Origin of the sequence: Nocardia sp. NPDC006630 (assembly GCF_040611495.1) — a bacterium.
In the GTDB taxonomy this organism is placed as follows: Bacteria; Actinomycetota; Actinomycetes; order Mycobacteriales; family Mycobacteriaceae; genus Nocardia.
In genome coordinates this window covers 366,349-387,148 of record NZ_JBEXOK010000002.1, presented here as the reverse complement: position 1 = coordinate 387,148, position 20,800 = coordinate 366,349, and the positions used below count along the sequence as shown (strand labels likewise).

At 66.3% G+C, this 20,800-nt stretch carries 20 protein-coding genes; 12 read left to right on the top strand and 8 right to left on the bottom strand.

All coding sequences use genetic code 11. The annotated features are described in order from the left end of the window. Nucleotides 1–2: 2 nt before the first annotated feature. Nucleotides 3–731 carry a S1 family peptidase gene (locus ABZX86_RS06135; protein ID WP_355120543.1) on the bottom strand — a complete coding sequence of 243 codons (729 nt, stop codon included), beginning with the start codon at nt 729–731 and terminating at the stop codon, nt 3–5. A gap of 336 nt (nt 732–1,067) precedes the next feature. On the opposite strand from ABZX86_RS06135, the gene ABZX86_RS06130 reads away from it, so the two are divergent. Then, nucleotides 1,068–3,296, top strand: a complete 2,229-nt coding sequence (locus ABZX86_RS06130) for a SulP family inorganic anion transporter (protein ID WP_355120541.1) — start codon at nt 1,068–1,070, stop codon at nt 3,294–3,296. A 210-nt stretch (nt 3,297–3,506) separates the two neighbouring features. Beyond that, nucleotides 3,507–5,738, top strand: coding sequence for a bifunctional SulP family inorganic anion transporter/carbonic anhydrase (locus ABZX86_RS06125; protein WP_355120539.1), 2,232 nt, complete (start codon nt 3,507–3,509; stop codon nt 5,736–5,738). Between the two features lie 92 nt (nt 5,739–5,830). Here the strand turns inward: ABZX86_RS06125 and ABZX86_RS06120 are convergent, their stop codons facing one another. After that, nucleotides 5,831–6,496 carry an SRPBCC family protein gene (locus tag ABZX86_RS06120; protein WP_355120537.1) on the bottom strand — a complete coding sequence of 222 codons (666 nt, stop codon included), beginning with the start codon at nt 6,494–6,496 and terminating at the stop codon, nt 5,831–5,833. Between the two features lie 147 nt (nt 6,497–6,643). On the opposite strand from ABZX86_RS06120, the gene ABZX86_RS06115 reads away from it, so the two are divergent. Next, the gene (locus ABZX86_RS06115) at nt 6,644–7,288 is read left to right on the top strand and encodes a TetR/AcrR family transcriptional regulator (RefSeq protein WP_355120535.1); all 645 of its coding nucleotides are present in this window, start codon (nt 6,644–6,646) and stop codon (nt 7,286–7,288) included. Between the two features lie 10 nt (nt 7,289–7,298). On the opposite strand, the gene ABZX86_RS06110 is transcribed toward ABZX86_RS06115, so the two are convergent. Continuing rightward, nucleotides 7,299–7,673 carry a VOC family protein gene (locus ABZX86_RS06110; RefSeq protein WP_355120533.1) on the bottom strand — a complete coding sequence of 125 codons (375 nt, stop codon included), beginning with the start codon at nt 7,671–7,673 and terminating at the stop codon, nt 7,299–7,301. A gap of 60 nt (nt 7,674–7,733) precedes the next feature. Continuing rightward, nucleotides 7,734–8,078, bottom strand: a complete 345-nt coding sequence (gene fdxA / locus ABZX86_RS06105; RefSeq protein ID WP_355120531.1) for a ferredoxin — start codon at nt 8,076–8,078, stop codon at nt 7,734–7,736. Nucleotides 8,079–8,188: 110 nt separating this feature from the next. Between fdxA and ABZX86_RS06100 the strand changes: the two genes are divergently transcribed. Continuing rightward, nucleotides 8,189–9,121 (top strand): LysR family transcriptional regulator, encoded by a 933-nt coding sequence (locus ABZX86_RS06100; protein WP_355120529.1) that lies wholly within the window; start codon nt 8,189–8,191, stop codon nt 9,119–9,121. Nucleotides 9,122–9,238: 117 nt separating this feature from the next. Here ABZX86_RS06100 and ABZX86_RS06095 read toward each other — a convergent pair whose 3' ends face one another. Next, nucleotides 9,239–9,685: a YdeI/OmpD-associated family protein gene (locus tag ABZX86_RS06095; protein WP_355120527.1), complete on the bottom strand. Its 447-nt coding sequence runs from the start codon at nt 9,683–9,685 to the stop codon at nt 9,239–9,241. Further along, a complete protein-coding gene (locus tag ABZX86_RS06090) occupies nt 9,682–10,398 on the bottom strand; it encodes a DUF998 domain-containing protein (RefSeq protein WP_355120525.1) in 717 nt (238 codons plus the stop codon). The genes ABZX86_RS06095 and ABZX86_RS06090 overlap by 4 nt, the downstream gene beginning before the upstream one ends. Before the next feature lie 106 nt (nt 10,399–10,504). Here ABZX86_RS06090 and ABZX86_RS06085 point away from each other — a divergent pair, with 106 nt between their 5' ends. Continuing rightward, nucleotides 10,505–11,221 carry a TetR/AcrR family transcriptional regulator gene (locus ABZX86_RS06085; RefSeq protein WP_355120523.1) on the top strand — a complete coding sequence of 239 codons (717 nt, stop codon included), beginning with the start codon at nt 10,505–10,507 and terminating at the stop codon, nt 11,219–11,221. A gap of 6 nt (nt 11,222–11,227) precedes the next feature. Here ABZX86_RS06085 and ABZX86_RS06080 read toward each other — a convergent pair whose 3' ends face one another. Both ABZX86_RS06080 and ABZX86_RS06075 read right to left on the bottom strand, forming a co-directional pair. Continuing rightward, on the bottom strand, nt 11,228–12,628 hold the full coding sequence (locus ABZX86_RS06080) for a DHA2 family efflux MFS transporter permease subunit (RefSeq protein ID WP_355120521.1): 1,401 nt from the start codon (nt 12,626–12,628) through the stop codon (nt 11,228–11,230). Beyond that, nucleotides 12,628–13,161, bottom strand: a complete 534-nt coding sequence (locus ABZX86_RS06075) for a PadR family transcriptional regulator (RefSeq protein WP_355120519.1) — start codon at nt 13,159–13,161, stop codon at nt 12,628–12,630. Before ABZX86_RS06075 ends, ABZX86_RS06080 begins: the two co-directional genes overlap by 1 nt. A 254-nt stretch (nt 13,162–13,415) precedes the next feature. On the opposite strand from ABZX86_RS06075, the gene ABZX86_RS06070 reads away from it, so the two are divergent. The 7 genes from ABZX86_RS06070 (at nt 13,416) to ABZX86_RS06040 (ending at nt 20,752) form a co-directional block, all read left to right on the top strand. Continuing rightward, complete coding sequence (locus ABZX86_RS06070) at nt 13,416–14,042, top strand: (2Fe-2S)-binding protein (protein WP_355120517.1); 627 nt, start codon at nt 13,416–13,418, stop codon at nt 14,040–14,042. Nucleotides 14,043–14,154: 112 nt separating this feature from the next. Next, entirely contained in the window at nt 14,155–16,206 is a 2,052-nt protein-coding gene (gene thrS / locus ABZX86_RS06065) for a threonine--tRNA ligase (protein ID WP_355120515.1), read from the top strand. A gap of 3 nt (nt 16,207–16,209) precedes the next feature. After that, the gene (locus tag ABZX86_RS06060) at nt 16,210–16,842 is read left to right on the top strand and encodes an HIT domain-containing protein (RefSeq protein WP_355120513.1); all 633 of its coding nucleotides are present in this window, start codon (nt 16,210–16,212) and stop codon (nt 16,840–16,842) included. Nucleotide 16,843: 1 nt separating this feature from the next. Continuing rightward, nucleotides 16,844–17,515, top strand: coding sequence for a phosphatidylinositol phosphate synthase (pgsA, locus tag ABZX86_RS06055; protein ID WP_355120511.1), 672 nt, complete (start codon nt 16,844–16,846; stop codon nt 17,513–17,515). A 20-nt stretch (nt 17,516–17,535) separates the two neighbouring features. Beyond that, complete coding sequence (locus ABZX86_RS06050; protein ID WP_355121289.1) at nt 17,536–18,591, top strand: phosphatidylinositol mannoside acyltransferase; 1,056 nt, start codon at nt 17,536–17,538, stop codon at nt 18,589–18,591. Next, nucleotides 18,588–19,712: a glycosyltransferase family 4 protein gene (locus tag ABZX86_RS06045; protein ID WP_355120509.1), complete on the top strand. Its 1,125-nt coding sequence runs from the start codon at nt 18,588–18,590 to the stop codon at nt 19,710–19,712. Before ABZX86_RS06050 ends, ABZX86_RS06045 begins: the two co-directional genes overlap by 4 nt. Beyond that, entirely contained in the window at nt 19,712–20,752 is a 1,041-nt protein-coding gene (locus ABZX86_RS06040; RefSeq protein WP_355121287.1) for an NUDIX domain-containing protein, read from the top strand. Before ABZX86_RS06045 ends, ABZX86_RS06040 begins: the two co-directional genes overlap by 1 nt. The last annotated feature ends 48 nt before the right edge of the window (nt 20,753–20,800 follow it).

Here is a 20,800-nt window from a genome sequence, read left to right as displayed (position 1 = left end):
GCTCAGAGGAGCCGGAAGCCCGCTCCGGCGCCGCCGTGCTGATCCATACTGGTCAGGACATTGCCGATGCTGGTGGAGAGGTCGGGCTCGTGCACGGGGTCGGCGGGGTTGGTGCAGGAGGGCATCTGCAGCACCACGCTGCCGAGGTCCAGTAATTGCCCGGCGATGACCATGCCGACCAGTCGGTCGCCGACCAGTACCGGCGCTCCCGAATCCCCGTGATCGGCGCACACATGACTGCTGAAGCCCTCCGGTAGCGTCTGCCAGACCGGGCCGCAGGTGAACCCGGTGGTGCGCCCGTTCTTGCAGACCGTCTCCAAAAGTCCCGGCGGCGAACCGATTCCATTCACCACGCTCTGCGTGATCTGCCGCACCGGAACCACCTTGGCCGCATCGAGCTCGATGACCGCCCAGTCCCAGTAGTCGTCGACCTCGGCCACCCTGCCGATCACACCGGTGCGCACCGACCCCTCCGACCAGACCGAGGCGCCGACCTCGCCGCAGTGTCCCGCGGTCACCGCGACCAGCCGATTCCCGCCGTCGAATCCCACGGCGGTCACGGTGCACAGTGCGTAGAGCTGAGGATCGTCGGTGCTGATCGCGATACCGGAGCCGCCGCCCAGAACGGCGGGACCGTCGGCCGCGGCCGTCCCGGGTGTCAGCCCGACGGCGAAAATCGAAGCGGCCGCGATCGATCCGATACTGGTCAGAATTCTGCCGAGAGCCAACATGTCGAACCTCCCGTTGGGGAAGTCATGCGGATGGGCTGGAACCGAACCAGTGAAACACACCGACCGGACTGTTTTGTATTGAATGTCTGATTGAGTCGATTTGGGCGGGCGATGGCAAACGTCTACTCTCGGGCGAGAGTGGCGCGGGTCACAGTTTGATAGCGGTTCACCGCAATCGCCGCAAACTCTTTCCAGACCCTTTGCATAGTCTTTACGATTACCGCGTTCTGCATAGCGCGTCGTGCTGTCCACAGCCTCGCCCGCAGCTCGCTCTCGATGCCAGTACATGTTGACCGATGAACCGGGCGGCTTCCGCCGTGCCGGCGAAGGAGAAATATGTCCACCGACACCGAACAGCCTCCCCGGACGTCGCTTCCAGGCCTCGCCGAGTTGGTACGCCACGATCTACCGGCTTCGCTAGTGGTATTTCTGGTCTCGTTGCCGCTGTCCATCGGTATTGCCGTCGCCGCCGGAGCCCCGGTGGCCGCCGGTCTGATCGCCGCGGTCGTAGGGGCGGTGGTAGCCGGACTAGCCGGCGGTTCGACACTGCAGGTCAGTGGTCCGACCGCCAGTCTCACCGTGGTCGTCGCCGAGGCGATCAATCAATTCGGCTGGGCTGCCACCTGTTTCATCACCGTCGCGGCCGGCCTGCTGCAAATTGTGTTCGGGCTCAGCCGAATAGCGCGCGGCGCACTGGCCATCGCGCCGGTCGTGGTGCACGCCATGCTCGCCGGGATCGGCATAGTCATCGCGCTGCAGCAGGTGCACGTCCTGCTCGGCGGCAATTCCCTGAGCTCCTCGTGGGACAGCCTGGCCGGGCTGCCGCAGGAGCTGCGCTCGGTGCACGGCGGCGATCTCGCCGTCGGCCTGCTGGTGATCGTCATTCTGGTCGCCTGGAAACGCATGCCCGCCCCGGTGCGCGCGGTGCCCGGCCCGCTGGTCGCGGTCGTCGCGGCGACGGCGCTCGCACTGGTGCTTCCGGTCCGGGTCGAGCACATCGTGCTCAACGGCTCGCTGCTGGACGAACTGCGCCTGCCCGAATTGCCGCACGGCAGTTGGGCAACGATCGCGCTCATGGCGGTGACCATCGCGCTCATCGCGAGTGTGGAGACTCTACTATCGGCCGTGGCGGTCGACCGGATCCGGCAGAACGCCTCGCGCCGTACCGATTTGGATCGGGAACTGATCGGGCAGGGCGTCGCGAACATGGTGTCCGGCTTGATCGGCGGTCTGCCGGTGGCGGCCGTCATCGTCCGCAGTATCACCAATGTGAAGGCGGGAGCGCGCACCAGGGCCTCGACCATGCTGTGCGGGCTGTGGGTGCTGCTGTTCTCGGTGGCGCTGGTCGGGGTGGTGCGGCAGATTCCGAAGGCCGCGCTCGCCGGACTGCTCATTGTGGTCGGCATTCAGCTGATCAAGCTCGCGCACGTGCGCCGCGCCCAGCGCACCGGTGATTTGATCGTCTACGCGGCGACCATCATCGTGGTGGTGTTCTGGAATCTGTTGCTGGGCATGCTCGTCGGCCTCGCACTGGCCTTCGCGCTGCTGCTGTGGCGGGTGGTGCGGGTCTCGGTGAATGCCGAAGCCGTGCAACGCAACCGCTGGCGGGTCACCGTCGACGGCACCTTCACCTTCCTCGCGCTGCCGAAACTCGCGGCCGAGCTCGCGAGGGTGCCCGCGGGTGCGGACGTGACGCTCGAAATGACCGTGGACTTCCTGGACCACGCGGCCTACGACGCCATCGAGGAATGGGTGGCCGAGCACCGCGCCGGGGGCGGCACCGTCGAATTCGTGGAAATGGGCTCGGTGCGCATGGAAGGCGCGACCGACGGCCCGCCCGCGCGCGGTGACTCGCGGCTCATGCTCAATGAGGCGCTGGCGCCGTGGCGGCGCTCCGGCGGCGATGTCGATCCGATCGTGGCGGGGGTGGCGGCGTACCACCGCAGTCACGCGCATGTGGTGCGCCCGCATCTCGATGTGCTGCGCGATGGGCAGGAACCGGATTCGCTGTTCATCACCTGCGCCGACTCCCGGATTGTGCCGAATGTGATCACCAACAGCGGTCCCGGCGATCTGTTCACGATCCGCAATATCGGCAATCTGGTTCCGGCCGATCGCCAGGACTTCTCGATGGAGGCCGCGCTCATCTACGCCCTCGACAAGCTGGATGTGCGATCGGTGGTGGTGTGCGGGCACTCCGGCTGCGGCGCGATGGCGGCGTTGCATTCGGAATTGGTGACCGGCTCCGAACTCGACGGCTGGCTGGCCAATGCCCGGCCCAGTCTGGAGCTGTACCGGCTCGGGCATCCGGTGGCGCTGGCCGCCGCGGCCGCGGGATTCGGTCCGGTCGATCAGCTCGGCATGGTGAATGTGGCTGTGCAGCTGGAAACCCTGTACGCGCATCCGGTGGTACGCCGGGGTGCGGTCGACCGGGGGGTGGTGCTGTCCGGACTCTTCTTCGATATCGCGACTGCTCGCGTCATCGAGGTCACGGTGGAGGGCATTGCCGAAATCGGGGATGTGGGCGGTCGGCTGCAAACTGTCATCGCGGTATTGCCAGTGTGACGTAGGTCGCTTTTCGGGCGTGAATCCGTAAGGATTCACGCCCGTTTTACATTGTGGCCTCGCTTTTCTCAGGGTTTACTAAGTCTTTACTTCTAATCTTGGCGGAGCTCGTCCGGTGAGTCTGTGGCCAACGCTGTCCACAGCAGCAATTCGATGCCCACAGAACATATTCGACGCTTCCGGGTCATTCGGCCCGGAGAAGGAGCCGAGATGTCCACCGACACCGATTCACCACCAGGCGGTAACGATGCGCCGCTTCGCAGCGGTGCGGACCGCTGGTCTGCCACCCTGCTGCGTCATGACCTTCCCGCTTCAGTAGTCGTATTCCTTGTTGCGCTACCGCTATCTCTCGGCATTGCCGTCGCCTCCGGCGCCCCGATCGCCGCCGGTCTCATCGCCGCTGTGGTCGGCGGCGTGGTGGTCGGACTGCTCGGCGGCTCCCCGTTGCAGGTCAGCGGACCGGCCGCCGGTCTGACCGTGGTGGTCGCCGAGACCATCAACCAATTCGGCTGGCGCACGGCGTGTTTCATTACCGCCGCCGCCGGTCTGCTGCAGATTCTGTTCGGCCTCAGCCGTATTGCTCGCGCCGCACTGGCCATCGCACCTGTGGTGGTGCATGCCATGCTCGCCGGTATCGGTATCACCATCGCGCTGCAGCAGCTGCATGTGCTGCTCGGCGGGTCCTCGCGCAGCAGCGCCTGGGAAAACCTGACCGAGATGCCCGCTGAGCTGCTCTCGCTGCACGGCGACGACTTCTTCATCGGCGCCGTCGTCATCGCCATCATGCTGAGTTGGAAGTACGCCCCCGGACGCCTGCGGGTGCTGCCCGGACCGTTGGTCGCGGTCGCCATCGGCACGGGGCTGTCGCTGATCCTGCCCGGCAATGTGGAACGAATCGTCTTGAGCGGCTCGCTCTTCGACGCCATCGGCCTGCCGGAGATCCCGTCCGGCGGCTGGGGTGCGGTCGCCCTCGCGGTGCTGACGATCGCGCTGATCGCCAGCGTGGAGAGTCTGCTGTCGGCGGTCGCCGTCGACAAGATGCACACCGGCCCGCGCACCAATTTCGATCGGGAACTGATGGCGCAGGGTGCGGCCAATGTGACCTCCGGTCTGCTCGGCGGACTGCCGGTCACCGGTGTCATCGTGCGCAGCGCCACCAATGTGCAGGCCGGCGCCCGCACGCGCGCTTCGGCCTTCCTGCACGGCATCTGGATCCTGGTGTTCTCGGTGGCGCTGGTCTCGGTGGTGCAGCAGATTCCCAAATCGGCGCTGGCCGGACTGCTCATCGTGGTCGGCATCCAATTGGTGAAGCTGGCGCACATCCGGCTCGCCCATCGCACCGGCGATCTGATGATCTATCTGGTCACCGTGGTGGCCGTGGTCTTCCTGAACCTGCTGGAGGGCGTGCTCATCGGGTTGCTGCTGGCCTTCGCGCTGCTGCTGTGGCGGGTGGTGCGGGTTTCGGTGTCGGCGACTCCGGTGACGGGTACCGACCGCTGGCTGATCAGCATCGACGGCACCTGCACCTTCCTGGCGCTGCCGAAGCTGTCCGCGGAACTGGCCAAGGTGCCTGAGGGGGCACACGCGCTGGTCGAGCTGAGCGTCGACTTCCTGGATCACGCGGCGTACGAGGCCATTCACGATTGGGCCGCACAGCACGAATCTCATGGTGGCCGAGTCGAATTCGTGGAACTGGGGTCGGCGCCCATGGCCGATGCCCTGACCGGACCGCCGGTGCGCGGTCAGGCCCGGGGGCTGCTGGACGGGGTGCTGCGCCCGTGGCGTGCGGACGGCAATCCCATCACCACCGGTGTGGCCGCCTATCACCGTCGTAATGCGCATGTGGTGCGTCCGCACATGGACGAGCTGCGGGACGGGCAGAATCCGCACTCGCTGTTCGTGACCTGCGCGGATTCCCGGATCGTCCCGAACCTGATCACCAATACCGGGCCCGGCGACCTGTTCACCGTCCGCAATGTCGGCAATCTGATTCCGAAGGACGGTCGTGACAACTCCATCGAGGCGGCGCTGTCCTTCGCCCTGGAGGAGTTGCGGGTGGATCAGGTTGTGGTGTGCGGACATTCGGGGTGCGGGGCGATGAAGGCCCTGCTCGGCGGAGTTCCCGCGGGCCCCGGCCTGGGGGACTGGCTGGCCAATGCCGACGCCAGCGTCGACCGCTGGCACCGGGGTCATCCGGTGGGCACGGCTGCCGCGGCCGCCGGTTTCGATCCGGCCGACCAGCTGGCCATGGTCAATGTCGCGGTCCAGCTGGAAACCCTGCGCGCGCACCCGGTGATTCGAAGAACCATGCAGCAGCGCGAGATCGCGGTGTCCGGGTTGTTCTTCGACATCGGGACCGCGAGGGTGCTGCAGATAACCGCCGATGATCTGTCCGAGATATCGGACCCTGACCTAGCGGTCCTGGCAGCAGTGACTCACTGACCGCTCCATTTCCCAGAACGAGCCCCCGGTTTGACTACCGGGGGCTCGTTTCTTGTTGGGGCAGTGGACTATTCGCAGGATCGGCGTCGCGTTCAGGCGTGCGCCTCGGCGGCTGCCTTCAGGTCCTTCATCCAGGCCTCGAGGCCAGCGCCGAGGAATGCGGTGGAGGTGGGGACGTCGGCTTCGACCTGTGCGCCGCTCCAGTTCTCTTCGGTGCGCACCAGAACGCCGCCGTCGACCTCGGTGAAGTTCCAGACGTGCACACCGTTGTCGATGTTCAGCCCGTCGCCGAGCGCGGGGCCGCTCCAGCGAATGCAGCTGTCCGGCTGCACATTCCGGACGGTGGAGGTGATGACGAGGGTGGTCGCGGGGGTGGTGGCGGTGACGGGCACCGGAGTTGTCCAGCGGAATTGCGAGCCCGGCTGGAACGGTCCCTGGTCCAGGCGCTTATTGCTGGTGACCGGCTTTTGCCAGGCGGGCCAGTGTTCGACATCGGTCTGCAGATTCCAGATGGTGCCGAGCGGGGCTTTGATCAGGGCTTCGGTCCGGTAGTGGATCGGGGCCTTGCTGTCGATACCGGCTCCGCCGCAGGTCAATCCGGCGGGGGCGGCGGTTGTGGTGGTCGGACTCGGGGTGGTGTCGGCGGACTTGCTGTCGGTACCGCATGCGGTGGTGGTCAGCGTGATCGCGGCGGCCAGGGGGATCAGGAACAGGGCGGTGCGCGCGGTGGACCGGCGGCGGATGTGCGGGTGGGACATGGTCGCTCCTCGTTCAGTTCCATCTAATGACACTCGATTTACTTAGAGGTTATAAGTGAACAGATTGGGTGTCAATCAGAAATCTGAGTGAGGGTAGAGATGCTGATAGCCTCTAAGTCATCAGTTCTGAGAGGGAGGCGGTCGACAATGGCACCGAGCCGGACGGGTTCGCGAGAGCGCTATCGCACCCAGGTGCGCGAGGAAGTCAAGAAGCACGCCTGGGAGCAGATCGCCACCGCGGGCGTATCGGCGTTGTCGCTCAACGCCATCGCCAAACTCGTCGGTATGAGCGGCCCCGCCCTGTACTCGTACTTCGCCAGCCGTGACGATCTGATCACCGAACTCATCCGCGACGCCTACCGCAGCCTCGCCGACACCCTCCGGGCGAAGTTCGACGCCGGCGCGGACGTGGCCGCGCTCGCCCACGCCCTGCGCGACTGGGCGCTGAACGATCCGCAGCGCTACTTCCTCATCTACGGCACTCCGACCCCCGGCTATCACGCCCCCGACGACACCACCGCGATCTCCTCGGAAATCATGTCGGTCCTGCTCGAAGCTTTTGCCGCACAGCCCCGGATCGGCACCCCAACCCCCTTCGACATCCACCTCGAGACCCACGGCGGCTGGGCCGCCGGTCACCCGGTCCCAGCCGCAACCCTGCATCAGGCGCTCTCGTTCTGGACCCGCCTGCACGGCGTCCTCTCCCTCGAATTGGCCGGCCAATTCGCCGGAATGGAGTTCGACCCCGCGCTCCTCTTCGCCGACGAACTGAGCACGCTCCTCCCGCGCTGACGACGAACGTTCAGTCCGTCTGAGTGATGTAGAAGGTGTTTCCGTCCGGATCGCGGAACGCGAACATCGGTGGGGCGGTTTCCCATTCGAGCAGCGTTCCGACCGTGAATCCGAGCTCGGCGAGGGTGGTGTGCGCGGCGCGCGCATCGGGCGTCGCCAGCCGGATCCCGGTATCGATCCCGGCAGGCAGCTCCTCGGATGCGCGCACGAACGAGAGCGTCGTCTCGGCCCCCGGCACCCGCAACTCCAGCCACCGAAAGCCCGGCTGCAACTCGGCATCCATATGAGTCTCGAACCCGAGCTGCTGCCATAACGCCTTACTGCGGTCCTGGTCGGTCACGGGAACAGCCACAGTCAGCACACCGGCACATGTCGTCTTGGTCATGAAATGAGGACGACCCGACCCCGCCGAATTCATCGGTGCTCACTGCGCACGATCGCCCATCTACTGCGAATGTGGCTGGTATTCCTGCACGTAGGGGGTATCGACTCCCAGCGCGCCGACACCTCTTGTGCCGCCGGGATGCCCGAGTGGTGCTGTGCGCCCGGGCAGCGGCTCGTCGAAGAAGCGGGCGTTCTCGGCGACGAACTGCTCCTGTCCCGGCGGCATGTCATCCTCGTAATAGATCGCCTCGACCGGGCAGACCGGTTCGCAGGCACCGCAGTCGGTGCATTCGTCGGGTTGGATGTAGGCCATCCGGTTGCCGATGAAGATGCAATCCATCGGGCACTCCTCGATGCAGGACCGATCGAGTACATCTACGCAGGCGGCGCCGATTACGAACGTCACGATGTTCTCCTCTGAGGTGCTGGCCCCACGACCGGGGGTATCTACGATCCTGTTGCTCGCGCAGGCGATCGGGTAGTGGCCTGACGCCACGCACCTCATAAGGTGTCCTTATGAGCTTGCCGCCCGGGACACCCGATCTGGAGGTGCTGGATCTGCTTGTCTCAGTGGCGGAGCTGGGCAGTCTCGGCGCGGCCGCGCGGCGGCACGGCATCAGCCAGCCTGCTGCCGGTATGCGGATCAAAGCCCTGGAGCGGCGAATTCGCTTGCGGCTGTTGGATCGCGGGCCCACCGGGTCGGCCTTGACCGACGCCGGGCACACCCTGGTGGAACTCGGTCGACCGGTGCTGGCGGCCGCACTGGAACTGGCGGAAGGAGTCGCGGCTCTGCATCGCGTCGCGCGCCCGAGTCTGCGCATTCTGGCCTCGACGACCATTGCGGATCATCGAATTCCGCACTGGCTGAACGCATTGCGGAAGATTTACCCCGAACTGGCCGTGGAATTGGATGTGGCGAACTCCCGGCAGGTGACCGTGGCGGTGCGCGACCGCGAGACCGAACTCGGCTTTGTCGAAGGGCCCCATCCGCCGGCGGGGTTGGGCAGCCGCGTACTCGTCGCCGATGAGCTCGTGGTGGTTGTCGGCCGGACGCATCCCTGGGCGACCCGCCACCGTCCGGTGACGCCGCGCGAACTCGCCGACACCCCGCTGCTGTGGCGGGAGAAGGGTTCCGGAACCCGGGACACCGTATGGGAAGCCCTCGAAATTCACGGCGCCCCGGCGCAACCAGCCGCCGAATTCGGCTCGGCCGCAGCGATTCTCACTACTGCCCGCAGCGGTGCCGCACCCGCTGTGGTCAGCCGCCTCATCGTGGCGCACGAGCTCCGTGCAGGCACCCTTCACGAGGTACCGCTAGCCGACGGGGTCATCCTGACCCGAAAGTTCCGCGCGATCTGGCACCGCCGGACACCTCCCAGCGGTCCCGCCGAGGACCTGGTCGAACTCGCCGCGCGCATAGAGCAGGCGCGAACGAACCGGCCCAGATAAACCCGGCCCGACCGATTATTCGAAACGCCCTGGTTTGGGTCGGCGTGCGGTGTGAATCGGATTGTTGTACAGGGTGATTCGGTAATCGACTGCCCGTGCGGCCGTTCGGTGGGTCGGTCAGCCTGACGGTTGTGCGGCGCGCAGTTCGTCGATGGCCTTGGTAATGCGGCGTTGCCGGGTTTCGGGGGTTTTCGCCTGCTCGATCGGGGTGAGGAGGCGCTGCTTGCGGCTGTGGGACAGCTGCTCGAAGGTGCTGCGCAGGGACTTGTCCAGGGCGGCGGCGAGGTCGGAGGGGACATCGACGGTGCGGGGTGCGGTGTCGAGTTCGAGTTCGACGTCCACCTCATCGCCCGCTGCTACTCCGGCAGCGGCGCGGATATCGGCGCTGACACTGAGCAATTGCCGCCCGCCCATCACTCCGACGGTGGTCCGGTAGGTGTAGCTGTTGATCGTGACCGCGACCGGTGGGCGGCGACCGGCCCCGAGTGCCGCGACCAGGTCCGCGGGCACCTCGATCCCGGTCGTGTTCTTTCCGGTGGCCTCGACGGTGGTGCGGAATTTCATTGCGGGGCTCCTTCTCGGCTGGGAGACAGTGCTTCTCGTGCGGGAGCGAGTGCTCGGTACAGCGCGGCGGACACCGCGGCCAGCCAGGCGAAACCGGCGGCGACCGCGACCCAGAACGCCAGCACGATCACCGCGCTATCGGAGCCGGTCGCGATGCCCACCCAGCCCGCAAGGAAGACGATGCCGCTGACCAGCGAGTACCAAGCCCAGCCGGGACGGTTCGCGCGGCGAAATGCCCAGGCGAACAAGAACATTGCCGCGATCAGGCAGCCGAAACCGACTGCTCCGGCGATCAGGTGACCGGTGCCGTGGAGTGTCGGATGTACCGGCTTCCCGGCAGGCGTGCCGGTCGGAAAACCGTTCATCGGATCGGCGATCAGGACCCCGGCCGCGATCAACCCGAGCCCGTACCCGCCGATCAAACCCGGCCCCCACGCGCCGCCGGGCTGCCCCGCCAGAGCTCGGCGCAGCCCGGTCGCCGCCGCCAGGACCATCACCCCGGTCACCACCAGGACCGTGATGTGGATCCAGCCGAGTGGGCCATTGGCCAGCAGGCTCAGATCGTGGTGGGCGATGCGATATCCCTGCCGGGTGGACGCCTCGATCAGGCCGGCAATCAGATAGCAGGGGCCGGCCAGGATGCCGTACCCGAGCAGCGACCGCGTCACCGCCGTCTCGCGATCGCAGCGGTCAGTGTGTACCGAAACCGCCATGACACCCTCCTCTTGCACTTACCAGTACCAAGGATAATGCACAGTACAGTACCTAGTAGCACGATAGGGTGCAACAGTTTGGTCGGAGGCATGACAGGAGGGCCGCATGGCAGGGGAAGATCTCGGCAACCCGGAGAACATGCTGGTGGTGCGGATTCCGATGGCGAAGCCGGGCGGTGACCTACGCCCGCGCCAGGGCCTCGACCCACGCGCTGTGCGAACCAGAACAGCAATAGCCGCCGCCGCGACCACCCTGTTTCTGCACCAGGGTTATCAGGGCACCAGCATCGACGACATCGCCGCGGCGGCCCGGGTGTCAAAACGCAGCGTGTACAACAACTTCGGCGACAAGCAGCGGTTGTTCACCGAGATCGTGCTCGGGGCCACCCCGACCGCCGCCGAGTTCACCGAACAGCTCGTCGCCAACCTCGCCGACGCGGCCGACGTACCCGCCGCCATTCGATCCCTCGCCCGCCGCCACCTGGCCGCCGTAGCCCAACCCCACGTCCTGCGACTCCGCCGCCTGATCATCCTGGAAGCGACCCGCTTCCCCGACCTCGCCGCCGAGTACTACCAGCGCGCCCCCGGCCGCGTAATCGACGCCCTGACCACCGCATTCCAGGCCCTCCATCAACGCGGCGAACTACACGCCCCCGACCCCCGGCGCGCCGCCGAGCACTACTCGTACCTCGTTCTGGGCACAGTTCTGGACACCGCCCTGTTCACCCCCGACGCCCCGCCGCCACCACCTGACGAACTGGAACAAATCGCCGATACCGGCGCTACCGCATTTCTCGCCGCTTACTGTCCCCAGGCCGGATGAACAGGGTCAGCGGTGAGTGAGGGCGGTGTTTCTGGTGGAGGGTAGAGCGAGGGCGATGGTGGCCCCGAGGGCGGCGAGTGCGGTGAGGCCGAGGGCGGTTTGATGGAGTGCGGTGACGGGGCCGTGGTAGGTGGCCACGGTGGTGTACCAGCCTGCGAATACGCCGACTCCCAGGGATGCGGCTATGCGCTGGCAGATATTGAAAAGTGTGTTGGCATCGGCCAATTGGTCGGTGTTGAGGGGTTTCAGCATGACCGTGAGCAGCGGGGTGATCACGAGTCCGATGGAGGCGCTGCGGGCCGCCAGGAGCGCGGCGGTTATCCAGATCGGGGTGTGGGTGTCGATCGCGAAGAGGGCTGCCGTTGCCGCGACGAGTACGGCGAAACCCGCGATCACTGTGGTACGCACCGTGATTCGGGTCAGTATTCGCTGGCCGGCGACGGTGCTGACGCCTGTCACCACTCCTTGCGGGAGGAGCGCCATTCCTGCGGCCAATGCTGAATGGTGTTGTGCTGTCTGGAGAAAGACAGGCAGCAGGAACACCGCGGCGAAAGTCACCACCGATGCGACGGCGCAGAGCAGCAACGCCAACATCGACGTAGAGTGTTGTGCCACTTCGAGATCGAGGGCGGGATGGGTGCTGCGGCGGGCCCAGGCTCCGTATGCCGTCAACAGGACGATGCCGAGCACTATCGGCGTCCACGTCCCGGCTGCCGCCCATCCGTGTGAACCGCCCTGTCCCGTGCCGTACAGCAGCAGCGTCAAGCCCGTCCCGAGCAGCATCAGGCCGACCGGATCGAACCGGGCGCCCGCGGTTCGGCCGGGTGCCAGCGCAGGCGGAATGCGCAGGGACGCAACGATTGCCGCCACGGCTATTGGAACATTGATCAGGAAGATGGCCCGCCAGCCCGCGGCGCCGATCAGTGCCCCGCCCACGCTGGGTCCGAGCGCGGGGCCGAGGAACAACAGAATGCCCGCGGCCGGTGACATCGACCGCGTGGTGCTGCCACTGCCCAGCAGCATGCTCATTGCCAGGGGAACCAGCGCCGCGCCGGTCAGCCCCTGGCACACCCGCGCCCCGATCAGCGCGCCGACCGTGGGTGCGATCGCACACGCGACCGAGGACAGCGTGAACCCGACCAGCGCCGCGCGGTAGATCGGGAGGGTGCCGAAGCGCCGGGCCAGGGACGCGGTTGCTGTCAGCCCGACTCCCATGGCCAGCAGATAGCCGCTGATCGTCCAGCCCACGGTCGGCAGATTCGCATGCAATCGGGCGGCGATGGGCGCGACCGCGACGTTCACAATGCTCGAATCGAGCATCGACAACAGCGGGCCGGCCAGCAGCGCGTACTGCACGACGGGCCGCAGTCGTGCAGCATTGTCGCGGGAGTCCGTCGCGGCCTTCATTATTCGCCCTCGGGCCGCACGGGTGCGCGTTCGGCGAGTTCGCGCAGTGTTGTCAGCCAAGCGATCTCGTCGTCGCACCGCCGAATCAACTCCTCGGTGATGCGCAGGCCCCACGCCTCGCCGGTCGCGCGGGCCGACAGCGCCCGCAGGTGATCGGCCCGGGCCTGGACCGCGCCGGCTCGCGCATCGAGAACGGTGCCGCGCTCATCGGGTGTCAGCATTGCGAATTGTGCTACCCGCGAGAGGAATTCGGCCTCGTCGCCGGCCTGGTCGGGCGGCAGGTCGATCAGCATGTCCTGTAACAGCTCCCGCCCCACCGTGGTCAGGGTGTACACGGTGCGGGCCGGGCGGCCCTGCTGCTGCTCCGAGGTCTTGGTGACGGCACCGGCGTCCTCGAACCGCCGCAGTGCCGGATACAGCGCGTTGTTGTTCAGCGTGATTCCGGTGTCCTGTTCGACATGTTTGCGCAGCTCGTAACCGTGCGCCGGGCTGCGCATGAGATGCCTCAGGATCAGCACTTCCACATATGACACTAGTCCAGTTTAACCTAGATTACGCTGGACGGAAGTGATCGAATCGCACCTGGATCATGTTGTGGTGTGCGGGCATTCGCCCGGCTGCCGGAACCGTCGAACGGCGCGCCTGCGGAAGGCGCCCGGGGCGGTCGACATAGGGTGGAGCGGCTGCTGAGGAAAAGACGACCTCGCGGTGACATCCTGGTTGGTGAGCCCCGTGGTGGCGGCTGGATCGGAGTCCGATGGAAATGGTTGCGCAGCCCCCTGTTCGGATGAGTGAAGTGCCCGGTACTCGGCTACTGGATCCGCAGTGGCTGGCTGAGCGGATCTCCGATATGGGTATTTCGTGGGGGACGGGGGATGCTCGGGTCTCCGGGACCCTGTGGTGGTGCATGGCAGCGTCGTCGCTGGTGGATCCGATCGTCGGGGCTTATGCGGAGGGGGTGCCGGCGCTGGATCCCACCTTGGAGCGGATCGGGTGTGAGATTCGGCCCGACGGGGGAGTGGAGCGGGTGCTGCCGCTGACGGGGACGGCCGCTGACGAACTGCCGACGGAATCTGTCGGGCATGCGCTGCGGCACACGCTGTCACGGGTGGTGCCTGTGGTGGCGGAGGTGTCCGGTGCGGGGGTGGCTGCGCTGTGGGCGATCGTCGCGGATGCCATCGGCAATCGTGCGCTCGATGCGGGCGCCCAGGAATCGGGTGCGCTGCTGGCCAGGGAGGTGGCGGGGCGGCTGCCGGTGCCTCGATTCAGTGATATCGGAGGCCGTACTTTTGTGCGCCGCATCTCCTGCTGCCTGGTATTCGAGGTGCCGGGCTGCGAGATGTGCACGAGTTGCCCGAAACGACCTGCGGCTGAGCGCGAAAGACTGCTCGCGGAGCTGGCCGCGCGCGGCTGACACCCCGGCACCCGGTCCATCGGCGCACCGCCACCACCGTGCCGATAGCATGGACCGGCCAGACATCGCGGGGAATTCCCGCGCTTACGACAATGCCTAGGAGTGCGCAGCCGTGACCACCACAGCCCCGAAGAGCCCCGTCGCCCTCGTCCGGGTGTCGGCCGGGACTACGGCGGGTGCCGCGGTGCGCGAGGCCGACCTGCCGAGCAAGGGCCCCGACGCCGTCATCGTCGTCCGTGACGCAGAGGGCAATCTCAAGGATCTGTCCTGGATTCCGGACGCCGACACCGAGGTCGAGGCCGTCACCGCCGATTCCGAGGACGGCCGCAGCGTCATCCGGCACTCGGCCGCGCATGTGCTCGCGCAGGCCGTGCAGCAGGAGTTCCCGGAGGCCAAGCTCGGCATCGGCCCGCCCATCAAGGACGGCTTCTACTACGACTTCCAGGTCGAGCGCCCCTTCACCCCGGAGGATCTGGCCAAGCTGGAATCCCGGATGAAGAAGATCATCAAAGGCGCACAGCGCTTTTCGCGCCGCGTGACCGATGTCGAGGAAGCTCGTATCGAACTGGCCGGGGAGCCGTTCAAGCTGGAGCTGATCTCCGATAAGTCGGGCATCGACGATCCGGAGGTCATGGAGGTCGGCGGCAAAGAGCTGACCATCTACGACAATCTGGACCCGCGCACCGGCGAAAAGCTGTGGGGCGACCTGTGTCGCGGCCCGCACATCCCGACCACCAAGTATATTCCCGCGTTCAAGCTGACCCGCAGCTCCGCCGCCTACTGGCGGGGCGATCAGAGCCGCGAGGATCTGCAGCGCGTGTACGGCACCGCCTGGGAATCGCAGGAGGCGCAGGACGAGTACCTGAACCTGCTCGCCGAGGCCGAGAAGCGCGATCACCGCAAGCTCGGTCTGGAGCTGGATCTGTTCTCCTTCCCCGATGAGCTGGGCTCCGGCCTGCCGGTGTTCCACCCCAAGGGCGGCATTATCCGCAAGGAGCTCGAGGACTACTCGCGCCGCCGGCACATCGCCGCGGGCTACGAATTCGTCAATACCCCGCACATCACCAAGGGTCATCTCTTCGAGGTCTCCGGTCACCTGGACTGGTATCGCGACGGCATGTTCCCGGCCATGCACCTCGATGCCGAACTCAATGACGACGGCACCGTGCGCAAGCCCGGCCAGGACTACTACGTCAAGCCGATGAACTGCCCGATGCACAATCTGATCTTCCGTTCGCGCGGGCGCTCGTATCGTGAACTGCCGCTGCGCATGTTCGAATTCGGCTCGGTCTACCGCTACGAGAAGTCCGGTGTCATCCACGGCCTGACTCGGGTGCGGGGCATGACCCAGGACGACGCGCACATCTACTGCACCAAGGAGCAGATGCACGCGGAGCTCACCTCCACGCTGCAGTTCGTGCTGAGCCTGCTGCGCGATTACGGCCTCGACGACTTCTACCTGGAGCTGTCCACCAAGGACCCCAAGAAGTTCGTCGGCTCCGACGAGCTGTGGGAAGAGGCCACCGAAACCCTGCGCAAGGTGGCCACCGACTCCGGCCTGGACCTGGTGCCGGACCCGGGCGGCGCGGCCTTCTACGGCCCGAAGATCTCCGTGCAGGCCAAGGACGCGCTGGGTCGCACCTGGCAGATGTCGACCATCCAGCTGGACTTCAATCTGCCCGAGCGTTTCGAGCTCGAGTACACCGGCTCCGACGGCCAGAAGCACCGGCCGGTCATGATCCACCGCGCGCTCTTCGGATCCATCGAGCGCTTCTTCGGCGTGCTCACCGAGCACTACGCGGGCGCGTTCCCGGCCTGGCTGTCGCCGGTGCAGGTGGTCGGCATCCCGGTCGCCGAGGCCTTCGCCGAACACCTCGACGGTGTGATCGAGCAGCTGCGCGAGCACGATGTGCGCGCCGAGGTGGACCGTAGCGACGACCGCATGCAGAAGAAGATCTTCAACCAGACCGCGCAGAAGGTGCCCTTCATGCTGCTCGCCGGCGCGAAGGATGTGGAGGCGGGCGCGGTCAGCTTCCGTTTCCGCGACGGCACCCAGGTCAACGGTGTGCCGGTCGCGGAGGCGGTGTCCACGATCATCGAGTGGATCAGGCGCCGCGAGAACGAGTCTCCGACCGCGCAGCGTTTCGAGAAGGCGAACGGGTAGGGCATGAGCGAATTCACGGCGCCCGGCGGTCTCTCCGAAGACGCTGCGGGGCTTGGAGATTCGCCGCGAGAGACGATCGTCGATCGCGGCGCCGGTGACCCGGACCGCTTGCAGCGGCTGTGGACGCCGTACCGCATGTCCTACATCACCGGGGCGACCGGCGAGCGCAAGCCCGCCGATGACTCGGATACAGACGCGCCCAAGAAGACCGGCCATCCCTTCACCGACATCCCCGAGATGTCGGATGAGGACGGCCTGGTCCTGGCGCGCGGTCAATTCGTATACGCGGTCCTGAACCTGTACCCGTACAACCCCGGCCACATGATGGTGGTGCCCTACCGCCGGGTGGCCAATCTCGAGGACCTCACGCTCGACGAGAGCACCGAGCTGATGGCCTTCACCCAGCAGGCGATTCGCGTGATGAAGCGGGTCTCGCGGCCGGAGGGTTTCAATGTCGGCCTGAATCTCGGTGGCGTTGCCGGTGGTTCACTCGCCGATCACCTGCATCAACATATCGTGCCCCGCTGGAGTGGCGACGCGAACTTCATTACCGTCGTCGGCGGAGTGAAGGTCATGCCGCAGCTGCTACGGGAAACCCGGGCATTGCTGGCGGGAGCATGGAAGGAATCCGAATAGCGTGCTGAGCTTCTTCGGTCGCGAGACGTTCGCCAAAGCGACTGCGCCCCTGGGCAAAGCCTTGGTGAGCACCGGACTCACACCGGATGCCATGACGCTGATCGGCACCACCGCCTCGATTGCCGCGGCGGTGACGCTGTTCCCGTCCGGTCACCTGTTCTGGGGAACCATGGTGATCTGGCTGTTCGTCATGTTCGACATGCTGGACGGCGCCATGGCCCGGGCGCGTGGCGGTGGCACCAAATACGGCGCCGTGCTCGATGCCACCTGTGACCGGGTGGCCGACGGCGCGATCTTCGGCGGATTGGCCTGGTGGGCCGTCTATCACGAGAACTCGAAGGTGCTTTTCGCGGCTACCCTGGTGGTATTGGTGACCTCGCAGGTCATCTCGTACGCCAAGGCGCGCGCGGAGGCCAGCGGACTCTCGGCCGACGGCGGCATCATCGAGCGCCCCGACCGTCTGGTCATCGGTCTCGTCGGCGCCGGATTCACCGGCATCGGCGGGTATTTCGAGATCGACTGGCTCACCTACGCGGTGTATGTGGCCATCTATGTTCTGGCGGTGCTGAGCATCGTCACTGTCTTCCAGCGTGTGCTGGCCGTGCGCAATTCGCCTGGCGCACGCGACATTATCGCCCCCGTGGCGAAGGCGCCGGAGGAACACCAGCGGTGAGCACCGATTTCACGTCCGCGATGACCGATAAGGCGTACGCGGCCGGATGGGCTCTGGTGCGCGGACTTCCGGAGGGCGCGGCGCGCCGCGGTTTCGATACCGGAGCCGATGTGGCCGCCCGCCGGATGAATCGGAAGGCGCACACCGGGCATCCGAATCAGTTGCGGCGCAACCTCGCCCGGGTCATCGGCACAACGCCCGAGCAGGTGCCCGATGATCTGGTCCGTGCGAGTATGCGGTCCTATGCCCGCTACTGGCGTGAGGCGTTCCGGCTGCCCGGCATGGACCATGCGGAGATGGTCAGGTCGGGCCGGCTGTTCGTCAACGAGGTCGAGCATCTCGAGGCAGCACTGGCCGCCGGTCGCGGCGCGGTATTGGCGCTCCCGCATTCCGGCAACTGGGATATGGCCGGAGTGTGGCTGGTGCAGAACCACGGCCCCTTCTCGACGGTCAATGAACGGCTGCAGCCGGAATCGCTGTTCGAGCGCTTCGTCGAATACCGCGAGAGCCTCGGCTTCGAGGTGTTCCCGCTCACCGGTGGTGAGCAGCCGCCGTTCCCGCAATTGGCGGATCGCCTGCGGCACAACCGCGTGGTGTGTCTCATGGGCGAGCGCGATCTCACCGGCAAGGGTGTGCCGGTCGACTTCTTCGGCGAGCGCACCTGGATGCCCGCCGGTGCGGCGAAACTGGCAATCGAAACCGGCGCGGCGCTGATTCCGGTGCACTGCTGGAACACCGTCGATGCGCAGGGCCGCGAAGGCTGGGGTTTCAAGACCGAAGCGGCGCTGGATGTTTCGGGTGGCGCGGCGGCGGCGACCCAGCTGCTGGCGGATCGATTCGCGGCCAATATCGCCGAACATCCCGCCGACTGGCACATGCTGCAACCGCTGTGGGAAAGTGATCTGTCGCAGTCGCGGCTGGACCGCATCGCGGCGGCGCAGCAGATTGTCACAAAGGATCGTGTGGGGATTCGGGAGCCCGGCACAGCCGAAGGCGTTGATGTACACCGTGCCGAAGGCGTTGATGTACACAGCGCGAACGGCGTCGACGGGCACAGGGGAGACGCAGCACTATGAGAATCGGCATGGTCTGCCCGTACTCGTTCGATGTGCCGGGTGGTGTGCAGTCGCATGTCGTGGAACTGGCCCAGGTACTGCTGGAACGCGGTCACAAGGTGAGCGTGCTCGCACCCGCCGCCGATGACACACCGCTGCCGGACTATGTGGTGTCGGCCGGTAAAGCGGTCGCCATTCCGTACAACGGGTCCGTCGCGCGATTGTCCTTCGGCCCCACCGCGTACACCCGCATCCGCCGCTGGATCGGCGACAACGACTTCGACGTGCTGCATATCCACGAGCCGAACGCCCCCAGCCTGTCGATGCTGGCCCTGAAGATCGCCGAGGGCCCGATCGTCGCGACCTTCCACACCTCGACCACAAAATCATTGGTGCTCAGCACTTTTCAGGGTGTGCTGCGGCCGTACCACGAGAAGATCAGCGGGCGGATCGCTGTCTCCGAGCTGGCGCGGCGCTGGCAGGTGGAGGCGCTCGGCGGGGATGCCGTCGAAATCCCCAATGGCGTCGATGTTCCCGCTTTCGCGCACGCCCCGCTGCTGGAGGGCTACCCGCGCGCCGGTGGCACCGTGCTGTTTCTGGGCCGCTACGACGAGCCGCGCAAGGGTATGGACGTGCTGCTGGGCGCACTGCCGGGACTGGTACGCCGCCATCCCGATATCGAGGTGCTGATCGTGGGCCGCGGCGATGAGGAGCGACTGCGCCGCGAGGCCGGTGAAAACGCCTCGCACCTGCGCTTTCTCGGGCAGGTCTCGGATGCGGAGAAGGCCTCGGCCATGCGCAGCGCCGATGTGTACTGCGCACCCAATCTCGGCGGCGAAAGCTTCGGCATCGTGCTGGTGGAGGCCATGGCCGCCGGAACCGCCGTGGTCGCCAGCGATCTGGACGCCTTCCGCCGGGTGCTGCGCGACGGCACCGCGGGCATGCTGGTGCCGGTCGGCGATTCGGAGCTGCTCGCCGCGGCGCTCGATGAGGTGCTCACCGATTCCGATCGCCGTGCGGAACTCATCCGCACCGCGAATCAGGTTGTCGGCGAATACGATTGGCCGGTCGTCGCCGAGCAGATTCTGCGAGTCTACGAAACCGTCACCGTGGGCGATTCCCGCGTCAGGACCGCTGGATGATCACTTTCTCCGCCACCACGATTCTGGTTCTGGCCTTAATCGCGGCGCTTGTCATCACCCTGGGCGTCTGGGCCTACACCACCGCCAATCGCCTCGACCGGCTGCACGTGCGCAGTGATCAGGCGCGGAATGCCTTGAGCGCCGCGCTCGATCGGCGCGCGGTGGTGGCCCGGACGGTGGCCACCGTGCTCGGTGTCGATGCCGAGCCGGAACGCGCTGACCAGGCCCGGCACCTCGGCGCCCTGGCCGGACGGGCCGAGCGCACCGACTGGCGTGACCGGGAAACGGTCGAGAATCAGCTGGCCGGAGCGCTTTCCGCGGTCGAGATCTCGCAATTGCCGCCGCAGCTGGTGGCCGAGCTCGCCGATGCCGAGGCACGGGTCTTGATTGCCAGGCGTTTTCACAATGACGCGGTGCGCGACACGCTCGCGCTGCGTACCCGCCGCTCGGTCCGCCTGCTGCACCTGGGCGGAACCGCGCCGCTGCCCACGTATTTCGAGATCGCCGAACGCGTGACGGCCGCCGCCTCCACCGGTCTGGAGGTCGATACCGTGCGCACCTCCGCGCGGGTGCTGCTGCTGGACGAGGACAATCGGGTACTGCTGCTGCGCGGCCGCGATCCCAAAGTCCCCGATGTCGAATTCTGGTTCACCATTGGCGGCGGTGTCGATCCGGGTGAAACCTTGCGTGAGGCCGCAATTCGCGAGCTATACGAAGAAACCGGTTATCCCGCCGACTCTTCCGCACTGCACGGTCCGCTCTGGCGTCGTGTGGCGGTATTCCCGTTCAATGGCGAACTGATTCGTTCCGAAGAACTCTTCTTCGTCCTGCGGGCTAAAAACTTCGAACCTAATCCGGCAAAATTGGATTTTGTCGAGCGACGGTCTATTACCGGTAGCAAATGGTGTCACGCCGGGGATATCGCAGCCCTCGATCGGTCCGGTGAAACGGTGTATCCCTATCATCTGGACGAGCTGCTGGAGGAAGCCATCGCCGCAGCTGACGGCCATGCCGACCCTGAGGTCCGCTCGATTCGCTGAAATACCCGGAAATGCCGAACGCCACCGTAGACAACTGTTGTCGTCTGT